The organism is Pseudomonas sp. SWI44 (assembly GCF_002947915.1).
Taxonomy (GTDB): domain Bacteria; phylum Pseudomonadota; class Gammaproteobacteria; order Pseudomonadales; family Pseudomonadaceae; genus Aquipseudomonas; species Aquipseudomonas taiwanensis.
Genome location: NZ_CP026674.1, coordinates 1,688,312 through 1,709,209, shown reverse-complemented (window position 1 = coordinate 1,709,209; position 20,898 = coordinate 1,688,312). Strand labels below are relative to the sequence as shown.

The window sequence follows — 20,898 nt, the reverse complement described above, 5'->3', positions numbered from 1 at the left end:
TCGCCCCAGGGCGTTTGGCAGTGCCTCTGAAGGTAGCGCCCGGTCAGGCTTCAGCTTGACCGGGCGTTTGCCGCTTTACGTTACAGGTAGCAAGAATGGCAAAAGAATATAGCCGTACCCAACGCATCGGTGATCAGATGCAGCGTGAGCTGTCGGAGCTGATTCGCCGTGAAGTCAAAGATCCGCGCGTCGGCCTGGTGACCATCACCGCCGTGGACGTCAGCCGCGACCTGGGGCACGCCAAGGTCTTCATCACCGTCATGGGCCAGGACGGGACCGACGCCGTACCTCAGACCCTCAAGGCCCTTACCAGTGCCGCGAGCTTCCTGCGCCTGCACCTTGGGCGTGTCATGCAACTGCGCAGCGTGCCGCAGCTGCACTTCCACTTCGACGAGAGCGTCAGCCGTGGTGCCCATCTGTCGGCACTGATCGAGCGCGCGGTCGCCGAAGACCGTCTGCACCAGGATGCCGACAAGCCGGACGCCGGGGAGTAAGCGGTGGCCCAGGTCAAACGTATTCGCCGTAATGTCAGCGGCATCATCCTGCTCGACAAGCCATTGGGGTTCACCTCCAACGCCGCGCTGCAGAAAGTCCGCTGGTTGCTCAATGCCGAAAAGGCCGGTCACACCGGTAGCCTCGACCCACTGGCCTCCGGCGTACTGCCGCTGTGCTTCGGTGAGGCGACCAAGTTCTCGCAGTACCTGCTCGATTCCGACAAGGGCTACGAAACGGTCATGCAGCTGGGGCAGACTACCAGCACCGGCGATGCCGAAGGGGAAGTACTCAAGACTCGCGACGTGACCGTTGGTCGCGCCGAGATCGAGGCTGTGCTGCCGCGTTTTCGTGGTCAAATCAGCCAGGTACCGCCGATGTACTCCGCCCTCAAGCGCGACGGCCAGCCGCTTTACAAGCTAGCTCGTGCAGGAGAGGTAGTGGAGCGCGAGGCGCGTTCTGTTACTATTGGCCGCTTGGAATTGCTCGAGTGCGAAGGCACCCGTGCGCGCCTGACCGTCGGTTGCAGCAAAGGCACCTATATCCGCACCCTGGTGGAGGATATCGGCGAGGCCCTGGGCTGTGGCGCCTATGTCGCCGAGCTGCGCAGGACCCAGGCCGGGCCCTTCGAGCTGGCGCAGACGGTAACGCTCGAAGAACTCGAGCAGGCCCACGCCGAAGGGGGCAACGAAGCGCTCGATCGCTTCCTCATGCCGTCCGACAGCGGCTTGCAGGACTGGCCGTTGGTGCGCCTGTCCGAGCACAGTGCGTTCTACTGGCTGCATGGGCAGGCCGTGCGTGCTCCGGACGCGCCGCAATTCGGCATGGTTCGGGTACAGGATCACAATGCCCGCTTCATCGGTATCGGTGAGGTGAGCGAGGACGGGCGCATTGCGCCGCGTCGACTGATTCGGTCGGAATGACCGAACACACAGGGTCAGGCTTGCGCCGAGCCCTGTGGACACGAGGGTGGCTGTCAGTAGGCACGGTCACACCTCTTTTATTAATACGGGGATATTGTCCCTGGCCTATTGGACCCCGCTTGCGGGATCCGTTTATCAGGAGAAGCCAAATGGCCCTCAGCGTTGAAGAAAAAGCTCAGATCGTTGCCGAATACCAGCAAGCCGCCGGCGATACCGGTAGCCCGGAAGTGCAGGTTGCTCTGCTGACCGCCAACATCAACAAGCTGCAAGGCCACTTCAAGGCCAACGAGAAAGACCACCACTCCCGTCGTGGTCTGATCCGTATGGTTAACCAGCGTCGTAAGCTGCTGGACTACCTGAAGGGCAAAGACACCACTCGTTACAGCGCCCTGATCGGTCGCCTGGGTCTGCGTCGCTAATAGCGGCCTGGCCAGTGGTGTGCATGGCGTGTTGCATGCTCGATGCTGTATGGCAGCAATGCTGTACAGCGTTGGCGTCCAACACGCCACGCGTATCTCCGAGGTTGGCAGCCTGGTGATGTCGAGCGGATTTTCCGCTGGGCAGCCAGGCTCCCAGCCTCGTGTTGTATCTGGACGGTCAATGGGGCCGATTCCCCGTTCTGCCCAAGAATTCGCAAGAAACCAGTTCCCCCAGAGCCACTGAAAAAGGTAGGAAACCGTGAACCCGGTAATCAAGAAGTTCCAGTTCGGTCAATCGACCGTTACCCTCGAAACGGGCCGCATTGCCCGTCAGGCGACCGGCGCCGTGCTGGTCACCGTCGACAACGACGTCACCGTGCTGGTGACCGTGGTTGGCGCCAAGCAGGCCGACCCAGGCAAGGGCTTCTTCCCGCTGTCGGTCCACTATCAGGAAAAGACCTACGCCGCCGGTAAGATCCCAGGTGGCTTCTTCAAGCGCGAAGGCCGTCCTTCCGAGAAAGAGACGCTGACCTCGCGCCTGATCGACCGTCCGATCCGCCCGCTGTTCCCAGAAGGTTTCATGAACGAAGTGCAGGTTGTCTGCACCGTCGTCTCCACCAGCAAGAAGACCGATCCGGACATCGCTGCGATGATCGGTACCTCGGCTGCCCTGGCGATTTCCGGCATTCCGTTCGAAGGCCCGATCGGCGCCGCCCGCGTTGCCTTCCACGAGAGCACCGGCTACCTGCTGAACCCGACTTACGAGCAGCTGCAGGCTTCGAGCCTGGACATGGTCGTGGCCGGTACCGAAACCGCCGTTCTGATGGTTGAATCCGAAGCCCAAGAGCTGACCGAAGACCAGATGCTGGGCGCTGTCCTGTTCGCCCATGACGAGTTCCAGGCCGTGATCAAGGCCGTCAAGGAACTGGCCGCCGAAGCCGGCAAGCCAACCTGGGACTGGCAGGCGCCAGCCGCCAACACCGAACTGCTCAACCTGGTACGTGCCGAGTTCGGCGAGGCTATCTCGCAGGCCTACACCATCACCATCAAGGCCGACCGCTACAACCGCCTGGGCGAATTGCGCGACCAGGCCGTTGCCCGTCTGGCCAACGAAGAAACCGGCCCGACCGCTGGCCAGATCAAAGAGATCTTCGGCGAGCTGGAATACCGCACCGTTCGCGAGAACATCGTCAACGGCAAGCCGCGTATCGACGGCCGTGACACCCGCACCGTGCGTCCGCTGAACATCGAAGTCGGCGTTCTGCCGAAAACCCACGGTTCGGCCCTGTTCACCCGTGGCGAAACCCAGGCCCTGGTCGTTGCGACCCTGGGTACCGCCCGTGACGCCCAGTTGCTGGACACCCTGGAAGGCGAGAAGAAAGACCCCTTCATGCTGCACTACAACTTCCCGCCGTTCTCGGTGGGCGAGTGTGGTCGCATGGGCGGTGCTGGCCGTCGTGAAATCGGTCATGGCCGTCTGGCGCGTCGTGGCGTTCAGGCCATGCTGCCGAGCGACACCGAGTTCCCGTACACCATCCGTGTGGTTTCGGAAATCACCGAATCCAACGGTTCGAGCTCCATGGCTTCGGTCTGCGGTGCTTCCCTGGCCCTGATGGACGCCGGTGTACCGATGAAGGCGCCGGTTGCTGGTATCGCCATGGGTCTGGTCAAGGAAGGCGACAAGTTCGCGGTCCTGACCGACATCCTGGGTGACGAAGACCACCTGGGCGACATGGACTTCAAGGTAGCCGGTACCGCCAAGGGTGTTACCGCGCTGCAGATGGACATCAAGATCAACGGCATCACCGAAGAAATCATGGAAATCGCCCTGGGCCAGGCCCTGGAAGCGCGCCTGAACATCCTCGGCCAGATGAACCAGGTCATCGCTCAGTCGCGCAGCGAGCTGTCGGCCAACGCTCCGACCATGATCGCGATGAAGATCGACACCGACAAGATCCGTGACGTCATCGGTAAAGGCGGCGCCACCATCCGCGCGATCTGCGAAGAAACCAAGGCCTCGATCGACATCGAAGACGATGGTTCGATCAAGATCTTCGGCGAAACCAAGGAAGCGGCCGATGCAGCCAAGCAGCGCATCCTGGGCATCACTGCCGAGGCCGAGATCGGCAAGATCTACTTGGGCAAGGTCGAGCGCATCGTCGACTTCGGTGCTTTCGTGAACATCCTGCCTGGCAAGGACGGCCTGGTGCACATCTCCATGCTCAGCGATGCGCGTGTCGAGAAAGTCACCGACGTGCTGAAAGAAGGTCAGGAAGTCGAAGTGCTGGTACTGGACGTGGACAACCGCGGCCGCATCAAGCTGTCGATCAAGGACGTTGCCGCTGCCAAGGCATCGGGCGTCTAGGTCTTTTTCGAAAGGCTGGAAAGAAGGACCCTTCGGGGTCCTTTTTTTGTGCGTGCGATTCTATTTGGCGGACTTGCATCTTGCATGCAGGAAATACCCCCGGCGTGCAAAATGCACGATGAACGATCCCGGGGTTTTTCTATAAGTCATTGATTTAATTGGTGTTTTTATAAAGGCAAAAGCTGGCACATGCCGTGCAATATCTCTTGTACCTGCCGCCAGGAATCAAGGCGCAGACCTTTCGACAAACAGGAGTGACCTAAATGAAGAAGTTCGCCATTGCTGCCGCTACTGCTACCGCTCTGACCCTGACCATGGCTAACGCGGCATTCGCCCAGCAGTCCACCCAGGCCCCGATGACGCTGGCGGCCGGTGAGGTGACCAAAGCCAAGGAAGCAACCTCCGATACCTGGATCACCACCAAGGTCAAAGCTGACTTGATGACCGAGAAAGGCGTGCCTGGCAGCGATATTAAAGTCGAAACCAACAAGGGTGTGGTCTCGCTCTCTTCCGACGTTGCCATCACCGATTCGCAGAAAGAAATGGCCATTGCCATCGCCAAGAAGATCAAGGGCGTTCAGGCCGTGTCGGCCGATGGCCTGAAATCCGAGTAAGGGATGTCCCGTCGGCCAAATGGATTTGGCCACTCATTCAAGAAAGCCCCGGCATTGGCCGGGGCTTTTCTTTATGCGACGGGGTTTCGCGCTACCACATCGCTTTCGAAGCACACCTGCTCGATGATCAGGGGCTCGACGAGCGGCCTGCTGTCGCGAAAGTGCGCAGTCTGGGTATGGGCTTCATAGGCGTGCTCATCGCGGTAGATTTCGTAGAGGTAGATCAGATCCGGGTCAGCGCGGTCCTGGGATACGTCGAACACCAGGCAACCAGGCTCGGTGGCCACCGAAGCCGCAGCGTTGGCTTTGATAGCGCTGAGGAACGCGGCAGCGGTACCGGGTTTAACCCGGGTCTTGATGAAGAGACTGTACACAAGCGGATCCTTTTGTTTTAAATTCACAAACGAATTGTATACAAAATAGGAGCCGCGCGAATGTCCGAATTACCCACCCGTCCTGGTCGACTCAACGGCCTGCGTCATATCGCATTACTGGTGCCCAACCTGGAGGAGTGCGAGCGCTTCTACGTGGACGTGCTGGGCATGCAGGTGCTGCACCGGGCCAACGAAGACCTGGTGTACCTCACCTGTGGCAACGACAACCTTTCGCTTGGACGTGGGGCGGGCGCGTCGAACGGTTTTCAGACCCTGGATCACTACGGCTTCATCGTCGATACCGTGCAGGAGCTGGAAGCCTGGTACCACTACTTCAAGGCACACGGCGTGACCCTGCTGGATCGGCCCTTCGACCATGGCGACGGTGCCCGGAGCTTCCACCTGCTTGACCCGGCGGGCAACAAGGTCCAACCGCTTTATCACCCAGCGGTGTCGGGGCAGCGTTTGGCGTGAGGATGTATGTGGCTCTCTGGCCGGCAAACGGGCTCCTACAGGCGCCTGTTTGCCGGCGATGAAGACCTGGCGATCACTCCGCGTCCAGGTGCATTGGCGTCACCACGCGGCCATCGCGCTCGGCTTGCCCCAGGTTGGTGTCGATGAAGTACACCCGGTCGTCCTCGAGCTTGCCCTTGTCGACCAGATAGTCCTTGATGCTGCTGGCGCGCTCCTGGCCCAGGGTGCGCAACAGTGCTGTGCTTTCAGCCCAGGACTTGATCACCGCTTCGCGTAGCTTGGCCGTGCGCTCTTCGCGGCTCAGTTGCTCCCATTCGGCCGGTGGCTGCTGCTTGAGCCTGTTACGGTAGATGCCTTCGAGCATGGCGGGCTTGTCGCTGTCGTCGACTACCAGCATCGAGGCATTGGCCGGGACCTTGTCGCCACGGCGTTGAAGGATCTTGTACCAGGTGGCCTGATACTCACGCTCCAGGCGCTGTTCAGCGATCAATGGGCCATCGCTGCTCTGGGCACTGGTGCCTTCGATCTCCAGGCGCAGTTCTGGGCGCTGTTTGAGCGCGGCCGACAGTTTGTCCAGTGCAGCCTGCGCATCGGCGCTCAGTTCGCTGGAGCCTGGTGCGAAGGCGACGCTGCCAAGGTCTTCCGCGCCGCCGCCGGCAATCAGCCCGCCAATGAACTTGAACGGTGCCTGTGCCGCACGCAGCACCAGGTTGCGCAGTGTCTGCCAGACGATGGGCATGACGCTGAACTGAGGGTTGTTCAGGTCGCCCGCAACCGGCAGTTCGATGGAGATCTTCCCTTCGGTGTCCTTGAGCAGCGCCACCGCCAGGCGAATCGGCAAATCGACCGCGTCCGGGCTGTCGACCTTCTCGCCCAATTGCAGCTGCTCGACGACCACTTTGTTCTCGGCCTTCAGCTGGCCATTGGTGATCAGGTAGTGCAGGTCGAGATTCAGCCGGCCTTTGCGGATGCGAAAGCCTGCGAACTTGCCGGAGTAAGGCGTAAGCGTAGTCAGCTCGACTCGCTTGAAGCTGGTGGCGATGTCCAGGCTGGCCAGTGGGTTGAAGGGGTTCAAGGCACCTTTGATGGTAACCGGCGCATAACGGTCGACTTTGCCTTTGATATCGACCTTGGCCGGTGACGGCCTACGGTTGTCGATGGTGCCGATCTGACCGTTAAGCTGCTGGATGGCGGTGGCGAAGTTCGGGGTAAGGGTCAGGTCGGCGAAGTTTGCCGAGCCATCGTTGATGTCGATCTGGCCGATGTGTATGCCCAGCGGCTTGTCGCTGCCGCCTCCGGCTGGCTTGGCCTTGGCCGAGGCAGGGGCATTGGCCGGTTGAGGGATCAGCAGGTCGTCAATATTGGTGGTGCGGTCTTCGTTGATGATGAAGCGGGCATAGGGCTGCAGCAGGGTCACCTTGTCGATGGCCAGGGCGTCGCCGTGCACGTACGAGAGACCGTCAACGTTGACCTGCTGCCATTTCACGAAATCGCGGTTCTTGATGGTATCCAGGGTGTGCAATTGGCTGACCTGCGCTTTGCCGGCGACCGTGAAGGCCAGTGGCTCGGTGCTCTTGAGGTCGACCTTCAGGTCGCTGCCCAGCATGCCGCTGCGCAGCTCCAGGCGGATGAACGGGCTGATGTAGGACTGGGCGACACGCAAGTCGATGTCCCGGGTGCTGACATCGAGCTTGGCGCTGACCGGTGCCAGGTTCACCTGACCTGCCGCTTGCAGCTTGCCCTGTTTACCGACGCCCGTGTCGAGCTTCAGGGTGAAGGGTGATTGGTTGAGGCTGTCGAAGCCCTGCAAGTCCAGGTTCAGGGGGCCGACGTCCAGTGCCACGGGCTCCGGCTGGCTGCGGTCGGCCAGGTGCACCCTGTAGTTGCGCAGCTGCACGTCCTTGAGCAGCACCTGCCAGGGCTTGGCCGGCTCCTTGGTGGCTTTTTCTTCGGGTGTAGGCTCGGCGGCGGCGGGCTCGGCTTTCTCCTGTGGGGTGGCCTTGGCCGGCTGGCTGGCAAACAGCTTCTGCCAATCGAGCTGGCCGTCTTTCTCGCGTGCTGCCCAGGTTTCGAGCTGTTCGCTGCGGACCTTGCCGACGGTGACCAACTGCTTGGCCAGGTCGATCGACGTATCACTGACTTCCAGGCTGGCCAGGCGCGCCAGCTGACGGCCATCCGGCGCCTTGATGGCGAAGGGCGCGACCCGCACGGAGGTCTTGTCGAGCAACAGCTGTGTTTCTTTGGACAGGTTGAGAGTGTAGTGGGTGTCGAGGTTGATCACGCCGTCTTCCAGCACCAGCGGTACGGCATCGCGTACATAAGGCCAGAACACTTTCATTTTGCCGTCGGTGACCTTCAGGGTGCCTTCCGAGGCGATCGGCGACAGGCTGAACGTGCCGTTCCAGTCGATGCGCCCGCCGTTGGGACCCGCGGCCACCAGGGTCATGTCGGCGTTGTCATCTGGCAGGGTGCTGAGGTTTTTCAGCTCCAGATTCATCGCGTCGTAGAGGAACTCGATCGGCTCGCTGGGGCGGTCGTCCTTGAAGTGCAGGTAGCCGTCCTTGAGCTTGATGCTGCCGATGCGCAGGGGGAACGGATCGCTCGGCGGCTCCTCGGGCTTGGGCTCACTGGGCGGCAGCTTGAACAGCTGGGTCAGGTTGAGCGTGCCGTCCTTGGCGAACAGCAGTTCGCTGCGCGGCTTGTCGAGCTCGACCGCATCCAAGTGCAGTGCGCCTTTCCACAGGCTGTCCAGCGACAGGTTGGCGTACAGCCGCTCGAAGCCGACCTGCTCCTTGCCAGGCTCACCCAACTGCAAGCCCCATAGCGTCAGTTCGAGGCTGAAGGGGTTGAGTTCGATACGTTGCAGGTGCGCAGGTAGCGTGGCGTATTGGGCCAACTGCTGGTTGGCGATGCGCAGGGCGACGCCAGGGAGGATAAGGAAGCCGAGCAGGCTGTAGAGGGCAACGAGGGCCAGCAGTGCGCCGAGGGCGCGAGTCAATCCTTTGTACATGTGTCGCTTCGTCTGTCTAAGCAGGGGTCGTTGGAGTATGGCACGTTAAATCGGTTCCGCAGCGGCGACCATTTGACCTCACTCAATGCCCATGCGCCGTTTGGCCCGGTGGGCGGAGCCATTGCGCATGGCCCAGCGCAACACGGGGGCCGTGCGTTCGATTCCCAGGCGGATCATGCGCCGCTGTAAAGGGCCTTGCTCAAGGCCCAGCATGGCTTGCGCCCATTCCGGCAACAGGTCGATGCCTGCCTGCAGCATCAGCTTGCCGATCGGCTCGGCCAGTCGGCTGGGGGCAGGGGCGTTGAGCAGGATCTCTACCACTTCCAGGCTACGGGCATCACATTGCAGGTGTGGGCGCATGCGCTGCAGATAATCCTCGACCTGTTGGCGTGAGCGCGGCACATCGCGGGCGCCCAGGCGTTCGGCGATCAGGGCGATCTCGTCGTAGTAGGCATCCTGGTCGGCAAGAGACAGTTGCGGATTGCGGTAGCGCAAGTGGGCGGCCAGGAAACTGCTGACCTCGGCAACGTGCACCCAGGTCAGCAGGTCGGGATCGCTGGCGGAATACGGACGGCCGTCGGGTGCGACGCCGGTCACCTTGAGGTGAATGGTGCGCACTTTCTCGATCAGCCATTCGGCATCGCGGGTGGAGCCGAAGGTGGTGCCCGAGATGAACTGGCTGGTGCGGCGCAGGCGGCCAAGCAGGTCGTGGCGGAAGTTGGAATGATCCCACACCCCTGCCAGTGCCAGCGGGTGCAGCAATTGGAGCATCAGCGCGCTGATACCACCGACCAGCATGCTGGGAAAATCGCCATGCACGCGCCAGCTGATGCTGTGCGGGCCGAACAGGCCCGGGTCGCCCTTGGGCGACTCCAGGTCGAGCTGGCCCAGCGCCAGCCCGGTGAGGCTCATGACCTGGGTTTCGATGCGGCGACGTAGGGTTTCCATGGCGACCTGTCTTCAGGGCGGCCATGAACCCAGGCCGCCGGTTATTTGTTGAGGCGTGTGTCGATCAACCCCTGGACCACGCTTGGGTCAGCCAGGGTCGAGGTATCGCCCAGGTTCTCCAGTTCATTGCAGGCGATTTTGCGCAGTATACGCCGCATGATCTTGCCCGAGCGGGTCTTGGGCAGTGCGGGGGCCCATTGGATCAGCTCGGGTTTGGCGAAACTGCCGATTTCCTTGCTAACCAGATCGAGCAGCGCTTTCTTGAGCTCATCGTCCGGGGTGACACCGTTCATGGGCGTGACGAAGGCATATACCCCTTGGCCCTTCAGATCGTGCGGGTAGCCGACAACGGCCGCCTCGGCGACGCTGTCATGCAGCACCAGTGCACTTTCCACTTCGGCGGTGCCGATGCGGTGGCCGGAAACGTTGATTACATCGTCGATGCGACCGGTGATCCAGTAGTCACCCTCGGCATCGCGCCGAGCACCGTCGCCGGTGAAGTAGTAGCCTGGCATGGGTTTGAAATAGGTGTCGACCATACGCTGGTGGTCGCCATAGACACTGCGGATCTGCCCCGGCCAGCTGGCCTTGATGGCCAGAATGCCAGCCCCGGGCCCTTCGATGAGCTTGCCTTTGTCATCCAGCAGCACCGGTTGCACGCCGAACATCGGTTGCGTGGCGCAGCCTGGCTTGAGCTTCTGCGCGCCGGGTAGGGGTGTGATCATGATGCCGCCGGTTTCGGTCTGCCACCAGGTGTCGACGATGGGGCAGCGTTTCTGCCCGACTGCCTCGAAATACCATTCCCAGGCTTCCGGGTTGATCGGCTCGCCAACGCTGCCCAGCAGCCTCAGGCTTTGACGCGAGGTGCTCTGCAGCGGCCCGGAGCCTTCACGCATCAGCGCCCGCAGGGCGGTGGGGGCGGTGTAGAAGATATTCACCTTGTGTTTATCCACGACCTGCCAGAAGCGTGAAGTGTCCGGATAGTTGGGCACGCCTTCGAACATCAGCGAGATGGCGCCGTTGGCCAGCGGGCCGTAGACGATGTAGCTGTGGCCGGTGACCCAGCCGACATCGGCGGTGCACCAGAACACCTCGCCCTCGCGGTAGTCGAACACCACCTTGAAGGTGAGGGTGGCCTGCAGCAAGTAGCCTGCGGTGGTGTGCAGGACTCCCTTGGGTTTGCCGGTGCTGCCGGAGGTGTACAGGATGAACAGCGGGTCCTCCGCTTCCATGGCCTCTGGCGGGCAGTCGTCGCCGGCCTGTTCGGTCGCCTCGTGGTACCAGAGGTCGCGCTGGTTGATCCAGGCCACTTCGCTGCCGGTGCGACGCACGACGAATACGCTGCTGACATTGGGGCAACTGGCCAGGGCTTTGTCGACGTTCTGTTTCAGCGGGATGCGTTTGCCGCCGCGGATACCTTCGTCGGCGGTAATCACCGTGCGGCAGTCGGCATCGAGGATACGGTCGCGCAACGCATCAGGGGAAAAACCACCGAACACCACTGAATGGATGGCGCCGATGCGTGTGCAGGCGAGCATGGCATAGGCGGCCTCCGGGACCATCGGCATGTAGATGCAGACCCGATCGCCTTTCTTCACGCCCCGCGCTTTCAGGGCATTGGCCAGGCGGCAGACCTGGCGGTGCAGCGCTCGGTAGGTGATGGCCTTGGACTCGCCAGGGTCATCGCCCTCCCAGAGCAGGGCGGTTTGCTCGCCCCGTTTGGCCAGGTGGCGGTCGATGCAGTTGTAGCTCACGTTCAGTTGGGCGCCGTCGAACCAGCGCGCCTTGCCACTTTTCATGTCGCACTGCTGCACGCTTGACCAGGGGTTGATCCAGTCCAGGCGTTTGGCCTGTTCGGCCCAGAAGGTGTCGGGGTCTTCGACCGATTGACGGTAGAGGCGACGGTAGTCGTCGGGGGTGATGGCGGCAGATTGGCTGACGGCGAGCGCCTGGGGAAAATCGCGGATATCGAACATGGCGGGTTGTCCTGCTCTTGTCGGGGCGATGGACTGCTTCGGCTATTCGATAGGACAGTGTAGCTGGAGGGGTGTTCAACCGGTGCCGACCCTTCGCGGAGGAACCCAGGGGTACTGCGCCGCTTCACGGCGTGCGCAGTACCTGGAGAGGCGGGTTCACCCGCGAGCAAGCCGGTGTCGGCGCGGAATCAGCCGCGGTGACGGCCGCGGAAGTAGTTGATCAGGCCTTGCGTCGAGCCGTCCTCGGCGCTGTCTTCCAGGCTGCCGACCAAGCGTTGGTAGACGCCCTTGCCGAGCTCTTTGCCCAGCTCCACGCCCCACTGGTCGAAGGCATTGATGCCCCAGATCACGCTTTGCACGAAGACCTTGTGTTCATACATGGCCACCAGGGCGCCCAGGCGGCGCGGGCTGATGCGTTCGACCACCAGGGTGTTGCTCGGCCGGTTGCCCGGAATCACCTTGTGCGGGGCGAGCTTCTCGATATCGGCCTCGTTCAGGCCTTTCTGGCGCAGTTCCGCCTCGGCTTCCTCTCGGGTTTTGCCCAGCATCAGTGCCTGGCTCTGCGACAGGCAGTTGGCGTACAGCCACTGGTGGTGGTCCGCCACGGGGTTGAAGCTCACCACCGGTACGATGAAGTCCGCCGGGATCAGCTGGGTGCCTTGGTGCAGCAACTGGTGGTAGGCATGCTGGCCGTTGCAGCCAACGCCGCCCCAGATTACCGGGCCGGTATCGGTCTTCACTGGACTGCCGTCCTGCAACACGCTCTTGCCGTTGGATTCCATGTCCAACTGCTGCAGGTGCTTGGTGATGTTGCGCAGGTAGTGGTCGTACGGCAGGATCGCGTGGCTCGATGCCCCCCAGAAGTTGCCGTACCACACACCTAGCAGGGCCAGCAGCACGGGCATGTTCTTGTCGAACGGCGCGGTCTGGAAGTGCTGGTCCATGGTGTAGGCACCCGACAGCAGTTCCTTGAAGTTGGCCATGCCGATGGCCAGGGCGATCGGCAGGCCGATGGCCGACCACAGCGAGTAACGCCCGCCAACCCAGTCCCACATCGGGAAGATGTTCTCTTCGCGGATGCCGAAGGCCACGGCGGCGGCCTTGTTGCTGGAGACAGCGATGAAGTGGCGGTACAGCTCGGCTTCGGAGCCGCCCTGGGCGAGGTACCAGGTACGTGCGGCCATGGCGTTCTTCAGCGTCTCGAGGGTGTTGAACGACTTCGACGAAACGATGAACAGGGTCGTCTCGGCGCGCAGGTTGGCCGACAACTCATGGAATTCGCTGCCGTCGATGTTTGCCAGGTAATGGCAACGCACACCGCGCTGGGCATAGGGCAGCAGGGCTTCGGAGACCAGCTCTGGGCCGAGGAACGAGCCGCCGATGCCGATGTTCACCACGTCGGTGATCGGTTTCTCGCTGTAGCCCCGCCACAGGCCATCATGAATGCGGCCGACCAGCTCGGTGATCTGGTTCAGTACCTTGTGCACTTCCGGCATCACGTTGACGCCGTTGACGCTGAGTTTGTCGCCGACCGGACGACGCAGGGCGGTGTGGAGCACCGGGCGTCCTTCGGAAGCGTTGATGATCTCGCCGCTGAACATCGACTTGATCGCATCCTGCAGGCCGACCTCATTGGCCAGGCCTACCAGCAGGTCACGGGTCTGCTCGGTGATCAGGTTCTTGGAATAATCGAGGAACAGGCCGCAGCTGCTCAGGGAGAACTGGTCGAAGCGCTTGGCATCGCTGGCGAAGGCTTCGCGCATGCTGAAGCCTTGCATGGCGTCGCGGTGTTGCTGGAGTGCCTGCCAGGCGGGCAGGGCCGTAACATCGTGGGGTGTACGGTAATACGCCATTGCGGAGGGTTCCTTGGTGCGTGGTGTTGCCTTGGACAGGGCAGTGATTGCCGGGTTCAGGCTGGCCATCATTATAGGCAATGGCCCGGCGCAGGGAATGGGGCGAGAAGGGGAATTTAGGCGTGCCGCGATCCCTTTAGGAGCGGCCGTGTGTCGCGGTAGGGCTGTGTAGCAGCCCCGGATTCCAGCGTCCCTGCATCAGAGGGTGGGGGGCTGCCGGGCAGCCCTATCGCGACACAACGCCGCTTCCACACCCAATCGCAGCAGGCTTACGCGGTTTTTTCGTCCAGGTGCAGATACAGGTTGTCGATCAACCGGGTGTTACCCAGGTAAGCCGCAGCCAGAATCACCAGGTCACGGTCACCAAAGGTGGCCGGTTGCAGGTTCACGGCGTGGCGCACTTCGAGGTAATCCGGGCGCAGGCCGGCGGCGTTCAACTGTGCCTTGCCTTCCTCGACCAGTGCGGGGAAGTCGACTTGGCCACGGGTAATCTGTTCGCTGATGTGTTTCAGGGTGCGATACAGCACCGGCGCGACAGCGCGCTGCTCGGGCGTGAGGTAGCCATTGCGCGATGACAGCGCCAGCCCATCCTCGGCACGTACGGTCGGCTCGCCGATGATTTGAATCGGCATGTTGAGGTCACGCACCATCGCCCGGATAACTGCCAGTTGCTGGTAGTCCTTCTCGCCAAAAACGGCGAGGTCGGGCTGGACCATGTTGAACAGCTTGTTGACCACCGTGGCCACACCCTCGAAGTGTCCCGGTCGGCTGGCACCGCACAGGCCTTCGGAGAGGTTCGGCACGCTGACGCGGGTCTGCACGCTCATGCCGTCGGGGTACATTTCCTCGACCGTCGGGGCGAACAGTAGGTTGCAACCGGCCTCGAGCAGGCGTTCCTGGTCGGCAGCCAGGGTGCGAGGGTATTTGTCGAGGTCTTCGTTGGCGCCGAACTGCAGCGGGTTGACGAAGATGCTGGCAACCACGAAGTCGGCTCGTTGAGCCGCCTTGGTCACCAGTGCGGCGTGGCCGCTGTGCAGGTTGCCCATGGTGGGCACGAAGCCGATGCGTTTGCCCTCGCTGCGCGCGCGCGCGACGGCGGCACGCAGTTCCCGGACGGTCTTGACTGTATTCATGCGCTGAACCCGTGTTCGCTACCTGGGAAGCTGACCTCTTTGACGGCCTGTACGTAGGCGGCAAGGGCGCTCTGGATGTCTGGCTGGCCGGACATGAAGTTCTTCACGAACTTCGGTACGCGACCGCTCAGGGACAAGCCGAGCATGTCATGCAAAACCAGCACTTGGCCGTCGGTAGCATTTCCCGCACCGATGCCGATCACCGGGATGCTGACCGCCTGGGTGATCTCAGCTGCCAGTTCACTGGGCACGCACTCGAGCAGCAACATGGCCGCTCCGGCCTGCTCCAGGGCAATGGCATCGGCACGCATTTGCCGCGCCTGGGCTTCCTGGCGACCCTGTACCTTGTAGCCGCCCAGCACGTTGACGGTTTGCGGGGTCAGGCCCATGTGCGCGCACACAGGTACGCCACGGTCGGCGAGCAGTCGAATGGTCTCGGCCAGCCAGGCTGCACCTTCGATCTTGATCATGTGAGCGCCGGCACGCATCAGGGTCGCGCAGTTGGTGAAGGCTTGCTCTGGCGTGGCGTGGGCCATGAACGGCAGGTCGGCCAGGATCAGGGCGCCATCGTTGCCGCGTTTGACGCAGGCAGTGTGGTAAGCCATTTCGTCGGTGGTGACAGGCAGCGTGCTGTCATGGCCTTGCAGGACCATCCCCAGGGAGTCGCCCACCAGCAACACTTCGACACCGGCTTGGCTGGCCGCCTTGGCGAAGGTGGCGTCGTAGCAGGTCAGCATGGTGATTTTTTCACCCTTGGCCTTCAGGCCATGGAGGGTGGTCAGGGTTACTTCAGGCATTTAGGAAAATCCTCGTTCAGGCGCTTTGAAAAACGACTGCGACCAACACGTTGAGTCATCTTCCGGAGCGGCACATCATCGCTTGTGATGTTCGGGCACAGGTCCGTCCGGGCCTAGATACGGGTATGCGGCACTTTGGTGCCACACGGGACGCCTATAGTCGTGAGCGAGGTGGGGGAAGTCAATCACCCTGTTACCGCATTGTTACGATTCGGGTGTTACTGGCGTTACCTTGGTCTGGAGCGCCCGGATTACAGGCGTTCCAGCCCGACGAACGGGCAGTCTGCGAGCAACTGCGCGAGGGCGCGGCCATCGGCCAGGCGGAAGTCCGCGGGTACCAGTTCGGCAAGCGGGTACAGCACGAAGGGCCGTGCATGCATGTGGTAGTGCGGGACTTTCAGGCGCGGTACGTCGAGCACCTGGTCGCCGAACAGCAAGATGTCCAGGTCGAGCGTGCGCGGGCCCCAGCGCTCCTTGCGCACACGCCCCTGGTCATTTTCGATGGCTTGCAGGGCATCGAGCAGCGCCAGCGGTTCAAGCGATGTGTCGAGGGCGGCTACGGCATTGGTGTAACGCGGTTGGCCTGGCAGCAGCGAGTCGCTGGAATACAAGGCGGATGCGGCGACCAGGTGGGAGCCTTCGACCTGGTCGAGCGACTGCAAGGCACTGCGCAGTTGCTCGGCAGGCTGGTCCAGGTTGCTCCCCAGGCCGATGTAGGCGCGCGTGTTCAATCGAAGGCCTCGTCACCGCCACGCTTGCGCTTGCTGCCACTGCGTTTGCGTTTGCGCGGGCCGGCACCGGCGCCATCGTCACGGCTGCCCAGCTCGCGGATCATCTCGCGGCGTTCGCTGTCGTTGGCGTCCTGGTAGTCGGTCCACCACTGGCCGAGGTCGTCGGTGTCTTCACCGGCGCTTTCACGCAGCAGCAGGAAGTCGTAACCGGCACGGAAGCGCGGATTGTCCAGCAGTAGGTCGGCACGTTTGCCGCTGCGGCGCGGCAGGCGCTCCTGCATGTCCCAGATTTCGCGGATCGGCAGCGTGAAGCGCTTCGGGATGGCGATGCGTGCGCATTGCTCGGCGATCAGGTCGTGGGCTGCGCCGTTCATGGCCGGAATCGGCGGTACACCCTGGTTCTGCAGGTGCAGGACGCGGCTTGGCAGCGCTGGCCAGAGCAAGGCGGCGAACAGGAAGGCCGGTGTTACCGGCTTGCCTTGCTTGACGCGCAGGTCGGTGTTGTTCAGCGCCTGGCTGATCAGGGTGTGGGTGTAGGTCGGCCGCTCTTCCAGGGCATGGGCACTGGCCGGGAACAAGGGGTCGAACAAGTGCAGGTCGACCAGCATCTCGAAGGCGATCGCGCCTTGGCCGGAGAGGAACAGCTTGAGGGTTTCCTCGAACAGGCGGGCTGGCGGGATGTCACGCAGCAGCGGAGCCAGTTCACGAATGGGCTGGTAGGTGTGCTTCTCGATACCGAAGTCGAGCTTGGCGGCGAAACGCACAGCGCGCAGCATCCGCACCGGGTCTTCCTGGTAGCGGTGGGTTGGGTCGCCGATCAGGCGCAGCAGGCGGTTGCGGACATCGTGCACACCGTTGGCGTAATCGAGGATGCGCTCGCTGACCGGGTCGTAGTAAAGGGCGTTGATGGTGAAGTCGCGGCGTTGGGCGTCTTCCTCCAGCGTGCCGTAGACGTTGTCGCGCAGAATGCGGCCACTGGCATTGTGTGACGAACGGTGGCTGTCGCCCTGGTCTTCTTCGGAGTGAGGTGCACGGAATGTGGCGACTTCGATGATCTCACGGCCGAAATGCACATGGACCAGCTTGAAGCGGCGGCCAATGATGCGCGCATTGCGGAACTCGGCGCGGACCTGCTCGGGGGTGGCACTGGTGGCGACGTCGAAGTCTTTCGGCGTGATGCCCAGCATCAGGTCGCGGACACAGCCACCGACCAGGTATGCCTGGTAACCAGCACTTTGCAGCCGCTCGACGATATTCACCGCGTGGCGGCTGAACTGGTGGCGTTGCAGCGAGTGTTGGCTCTTGTTGATCACCTCAGGCGTGGTGCGTCTGTGGTGCTGGCCCGGTACGGGCGGGCGGAACGACTGGAACAGCTTCTTCAGCATGGGATGCACTGTTTGAAGGAATGTTCGGCCAAGAATAGGAGAATGGCCGCATGATGGGCGGGGATTCTAGCATTTACTCGGGGAATGGTGTAGGCGGTCGCAGGAAGCCTGCTGGAAGGAGAGAAACGACAAGGGGAGCCTAAGCTCCCCAAGAAGTCGTTGCGTGCTCTTATTGTTCTTCTGCTGGGCTTCTTGTTTTTGTTGAGTGCCCTGTCCACAAATCTCAAAGCTTGTGGACGACCCCCAATCCAGGGGTTAAGAGCAAACGGATTGCTTTGGTCGCTGATGTCACGTTGATCTATCGATCCAACCAGTTCAGGCGCTGCTTTTTAGTGCAGTTTTTGTTGTTCTCTGCCTGGTCGTGGGGCAAGCCCCAAACACGCATCCTCTCCAAAAGAATCAGTTAGCTGCGCCTCCGCCGTCTTGTTTTTATTGTGCGTGAGCCGTTTCGTCTTGTTCTTATTCTGAGTTGCAGTGCTTGTTATTGTTCTTGTGCCAAAGATATAGCAGGTGCCGTGCCAACTTTTGAAAACACAATAAAATCAATGGCTTGGCGAGATTTGGCGGAAGCGGGCGGGCGGGAAATGTAGAAATTTCGTTACCGTACACCTCGGGAACTGTTACGCGGGGAGAGCCTGGGTAACAGATTGTTGGGGTGGGGAGGTGTTACCTGGGAGGTTTACAGTCCGCAAGGGCCTGACGTAGCAGGTTTGGCGCCTGTGGGACCGAGCGCCGCCTGCGCGGCGCATCGCGAGCAAGGCTCGCTCCTACGTTTGCTTCGGACCAATCATCCCTGCGAGATGGGCGCGCGACCTGTAGGAGCGAGCTTTGCTCGCGATGCGCCGCGCAGGCGGCGCTCGATCTCACAGGCCCCTGAAAATCGGGCAGCGCGCCGTCCCCAGCCTCAATTATCGCTGGTGGCGTTGCTCTTGCGACGAGGAATGCCCAGGCGCTGGCGGCGCTCCCACAGGCACTTGCGGCTCACGCCCAGCTTGCGCGCAAGCTCGGGGGAGGTGTTACCTGGGAGGTTTACAGTCCGCAAGGGCCTGACGTAGCAGGTTTGGCGCCTGTGGGACCGAGCGCCGCCTGCGCGGCGCATCGCGAGCAAGGCTCGCTCCTACGTTTGCTTCGGACCAATCATCCCTGCGAGATGGGCGCGCGACCTGTAGGAGCGAGCTTTGCTCGCGATGCGCCGCGCAGGCGGCGCTCGATCTCACAGGCCCCTGAAAATCGGGCAGCGCGCCGTCCCCAGCCTCAACTATCGGTGGTGGCGTTGCTCTTGCGACGAGGAATGCCCAGGCGCTGGTGGCGCTCCCACAGGCACTTGCGGCTTACGCCCAGCTTGCGCGCAAGCTCGGGGGAGGTGTTACCTGGGAGGTTTACAGTCCGCAAGGGCCTGACGTAGCAGGTTTGGCGCCTGTGGGACCGAGCGCCGCCTGCGCGGCGCATCGCGAGCAAGGCTCGCTCCTACGTTTGTTTCGGGCCAATCATCCCTGCGGGATGGGCGCGCGACCTGTAGGAGCGAGCTTTGCTCGCGATGCTCCGCGCAGGCGGCGCTCGGTCTCACAGGCCCCTGAAAATCGGGCAGCGCGCCGTCCCCAGCCTCAATTATCGCTGGTGGCGTTGCTCTTGCGACGAGGAATGCCCAGGCGCTGGTGGCGCTCCCACAGGCACTTGCGGCTTACGCCCAGCTTGCGCGCAAGCTCGGGGGAGGTGTTACCTGGGAGGTTTACAGTCCGCAAGGGCCTGACGTAGCAGGTTTGGCGCCTGTGGGACCGAGCGCCGCCTGCGCGGCGCATCGCGAGCAAGGCTCGCTCCTACGTTTGTTTCGGGCCAATCATCCCTGCGGGATGGGCGCGCGACCTGTAGGAGCGAGCTTTGCTCGCGATGCGCCGCGCAGGCGGCGCTCGGTCTCACAGGCCCCTGAAAATCGGGCAGCGCGCCGTCCCCAGCCTCAATTATCGCTGGTGGCGTTGCTCTTGCGACGAGGAATGCCCAGGCGCTGGCGGCGCTCCCACAGGCACTTGCGGCTTACGCCCAGCTTGCGCGCAAGCTCGGTTTCGGTCATGTGGTCCTGGTGCTCGAGGACGAAGTGCTGGAAATAGTCCTCCAGTGACAGGTCCTCGGTGGGCTCATGGCTGGCATTGTTGGCGTTGCTACCCGCGATGATCGGGGTGTCGTCGAGAATATCGTCGTCCAGGTCGCTCAACTCGATATCGATGCCCAGCAGTTCGGCAGAAATTTCCGGGCTTTCGCTCAGAATGACTGCACGCTCCACGGCGTTCTCCAGCTCGCGCACGTTACCTGGCCAGCTGTAGTGACGGATCGCTTGCTCGGCCTCTGCCGAGAAACGCAGGTCGTCACGGCCAATGCGCGCACTCTGGCGAGCCAGGAAGGCGTTGGCGATTTCGTTGACGTCACTGCCGCGCTCACGCAGGGCCGGCAATTTCAGGGCAATGACATGCAGGCGGTAATAAAGGTCTTCACGGAATTGCCCGGCCTTGGCCAGGTTCTTCAGGTCCCGGTGCGTTGCAGCGATCAGCCGCACATCAACTTTCTGCGACTGAACCGAACCCACCCGGCGAATCTCGCCTTCCTGCAGCACACGCAGCAGGCGTGCCTGGGCCTCCAGCGGCAGTTCGCCGATCTCGTCGAGGAACAGGGTGCCGCCGTCGGCTGCTTCCACCAACCCCGCACGCCCCGCGCTGGCACCGGTGAAGGCGCCTTTTTCGTGGCCGAACAGTTCGGATTCGATCAGGGTCTCGGGAATGGCCGCGCAGTTGACCGAAATCATCGGTGCCTTGGCGCGGCGCGATAGATTGTGCAAGGCGCGAGCGACCAGCTCCTTGCCGGTGCCCGACTCGCCCTGGATAAGTACGTTGGAATCGGTGGGCGCGACCTTGCGGATCTTGCTGAACATGTCCTGCATCGGCGGGCAGGACCCGATGATGCCGATTTCACCATTGGCCGGTGCCATGCTGCCTTTGTCGGCCAGCGGTGCCTTGCCATTGGGGCGCGGTTCGGCGGTGACTGGGGCCACGACAGGTGCGTTCTGCCGGTCACGCAGAATGCGCGCGACGGCCTGGAGCATCTCGTCGTGGTCGAACGGTTTGGCGATGTAGTCCACCGCGCCCATTTTCATCGAATCTACTGCCGAGCGCAGGCTGGCATAGCTGGTCATGATCAGCACCGGTGTGCCCTGGCCGAGCTTGATCAGCTCGGTACCGGGTGCACCGGGCAGGCGCAGGTCGCTGACGATCAGGTCGAAGGTGGCAATGCTGAAGCGTTCCTGTGCTTCCTGTACCGAGCCGGCTTCGCTGACCTGGTACTGGTTCCGCTCCAGCAGACGACGCAGGGCCGAGCGGATGATGGTTTCGTCTTCGACGATCAGAATGTGCGGCATT

At 62.3% G+C, this 20,898-nt stretch carries 16 protein-coding genes and 3 pseudogenes; 6 read left to right on the top strand and 13 right to left on the bottom strand.

Annotated features, from left to right (window positions below):
* Positions 1–95 precede the first annotated feature (95 nt).
* The 5 genes from rbfA (at position 96) to C4Q26_RS08165 (ending at position 4,813) form a co-directional block, all read left to right on the top strand.
* Positions 96–494 (top strand): 30S ribosome-binding factor RbfA, encoded by a 399-nt coding sequence (rbfA, locus tag C4Q26_RS08190; RefSeq protein ID WP_023378630.1) that lies wholly within the window; start codon positions 96–98, stop codon positions 492–494.
* Positions 495–497: 3 nt separating this feature from the next.
* Positions 498–1,415: a tRNA pseudouridine(55) synthase TruB gene (truB, locus tag C4Q26_RS08185; RefSeq protein WP_023378631.1), complete on the top strand. Its 918-nt coding sequence runs from the start codon at positions 498–500 to the stop codon at positions 1,413–1,415.
* 149 nt (positions 1,416–1,564) lie between these two features.
* Positions 1,565–1,834, top strand: coding sequence for a 30S ribosomal protein S15 (rpsO, locus tag C4Q26_RS08180; RefSeq protein WP_011532144.1), 270 nt, complete (start codon positions 1,565–1,567; stop codon positions 1,832–1,834).
* 259 nt (positions 1,835–2,093) lie between these two features.
* Positions 2,094–4,199: a polyribonucleotide nucleotidyltransferase gene (gene pnp / locus C4Q26_RS08170; RefSeq protein ID WP_023378632.1), complete on the top strand. Its 2,106-nt coding sequence runs from the start codon at positions 2,094–2,096 to the stop codon at positions 4,197–4,199.
* Between the two features lie 263 nt (positions 4,200–4,462).
* Positions 4,463–4,813 carry a BON domain-containing protein gene (locus tag C4Q26_RS08165; RefSeq protein WP_023378633.1) on the top strand — a complete coding sequence of 117 codons (351 nt, stop codon included), beginning with the start codon at positions 4,463–4,465 and terminating at the stop codon, positions 4,811–4,813.
* A gap of 71 nt (positions 4,814–4,884) precedes the next feature.
* Here C4Q26_RS08165 and C4Q26_RS08160 read toward each other — a convergent pair whose 3' ends face one another.
* The gene (locus C4Q26_RS08160) at positions 4,885–5,187 is read right to left on the bottom strand and encodes a putative quinol monooxygenase (protein ID WP_023378634.1); all 303 of its coding nucleotides are present in this window, start codon (positions 5,185–5,187) and stop codon (positions 4,885–4,887) included.
* Between the two features lie 60 nt (positions 5,188–5,247).
* Between C4Q26_RS08160 and C4Q26_RS08155 the strand changes: the two genes are divergently transcribed.
* The gene (locus C4Q26_RS08155) at positions 5,248–5,661 is read left to right on the top strand and encodes a VOC family protein (protein ID WP_023378635.1); all 414 of its coding nucleotides are present in this window, start codon (positions 5,248–5,250) and stop codon (positions 5,659–5,661) included.
* Positions 5,662–5,734: 73 nt separating this feature from the next.
* Here the strand turns inward: C4Q26_RS08155 and C4Q26_RS08150 are convergent, their stop codons facing one another.
* The 12 genes and pseudogenes from C4Q26_RS08150 to C4Q26_RS08095 form a co-directional block, all read right to left on the bottom strand.
* Entirely contained in the window at positions 5,735–8,671 is a 2,937-nt protein-coding gene (locus tag C4Q26_RS08150) for a DUF748 domain-containing protein (RefSeq protein WP_104882188.1), read from the bottom strand.
* A gap of 78 nt (positions 8,672–8,749) precedes the next feature.
* Positions 8,750–9,619, bottom strand: a complete 870-nt coding sequence (locus C4Q26_RS08145) for an oxygenase MpaB family protein (protein WP_023378637.1) — start codon at positions 9,617–9,619, stop codon at positions 8,750–8,752.
* 41 nt (positions 9,620–9,660) lie between these two features.
* Positions 9,661–11,595, bottom strand: coding sequence for an acetate--CoA ligase (gene acs / locus C4Q26_RS08140; RefSeq protein ID WP_027908025.1), 1,935 nt, complete (start codon positions 11,593–11,595; stop codon positions 9,661–9,663).
* 188 nt (positions 11,596–11,783) lie between these two features.
* Positions 11,784–13,448 (bottom strand): glucose-6-phosphate isomerase, encoded by a 1,665-nt coding sequence (pgi, locus tag C4Q26_RS08135; RefSeq protein ID WP_023378639.1) that lies wholly within the window; start codon positions 13,446–13,448, stop codon positions 11,784–11,786.
* Positions 13,449–13,717: 269 nt separating this feature from the next.
* On the bottom strand, positions 13,718–14,581 hold the full coding sequence (gene panC / locus C4Q26_RS08130; RefSeq protein ID WP_023378640.1) for a pantoate--beta-alanine ligase: 864 nt from the start codon (positions 14,579–14,581) through the stop codon (positions 13,718–13,720).
* On the bottom strand, positions 14,578–15,378 hold the full coding sequence (gene panB / locus C4Q26_RS08125) for a 3-methyl-2-oxobutanoate hydroxymethyltransferase (RefSeq protein WP_023378641.1): 801 nt from the start codon (positions 15,376–15,378) through the stop codon (positions 14,578–14,580). Before panB ends, panC begins: the two co-directional genes overlap by 4 nt.
* A 251-nt stretch (positions 15,379–15,629) precedes the next feature.
* Positions 15,630–16,109, bottom strand: coding sequence for a 2-amino-4-hydroxy-6-hydroxymethyldihydropteridine diphosphokinase (gene folK, locus C4Q26_RS08120; protein ID WP_104882962.1), 480 nt, complete (start codon positions 16,107–16,109; stop codon positions 15,630–15,632).
* Positions 16,106–17,494 (bottom strand): polynucleotide adenylyltransferase PcnB, encoded by a 1,389-nt coding sequence (locus C4Q26_RS08115; RefSeq protein WP_023378643.1) that lies wholly within the window; start codon positions 17,492–17,494, stop codon positions 16,106–16,108. The genes folK and C4Q26_RS08115 overlap by 4 nt, the downstream gene beginning before the upstream one ends.
* Positions 17,495–18,398: 904 nt before the next feature.
* Positions 18,399–18,509: pseudogene (locus tag C4Q26_RS28725) on the bottom strand (hypothetical protein); the annotation flags it as partial.
* A 239-nt stretch (positions 18,510–18,748) separates the two neighbouring features.
* Positions 18,749–18,859: pseudogene (locus C4Q26_RS28720) on the bottom strand (hypothetical protein); the annotation flags it as partial.
* A gap of 239 nt (positions 18,860–19,098) precedes the next feature.
* Positions 19,099–19,209: pseudogene (locus C4Q26_RS28715) on the bottom strand (hypothetical protein); the annotation flags it as partial.
* Between the two features lie 239 nt (positions 19,210–19,448).
* Positions 19,449–20,897, bottom strand: coding sequence for a sigma-54 dependent transcriptional regulator (locus C4Q26_RS08095; RefSeq protein WP_023378644.1), 1,449 nt, complete (start codon positions 20,895–20,897; stop codon positions 19,449–19,451).
* Position 20,898: the final 1 nt, after the last annotated feature.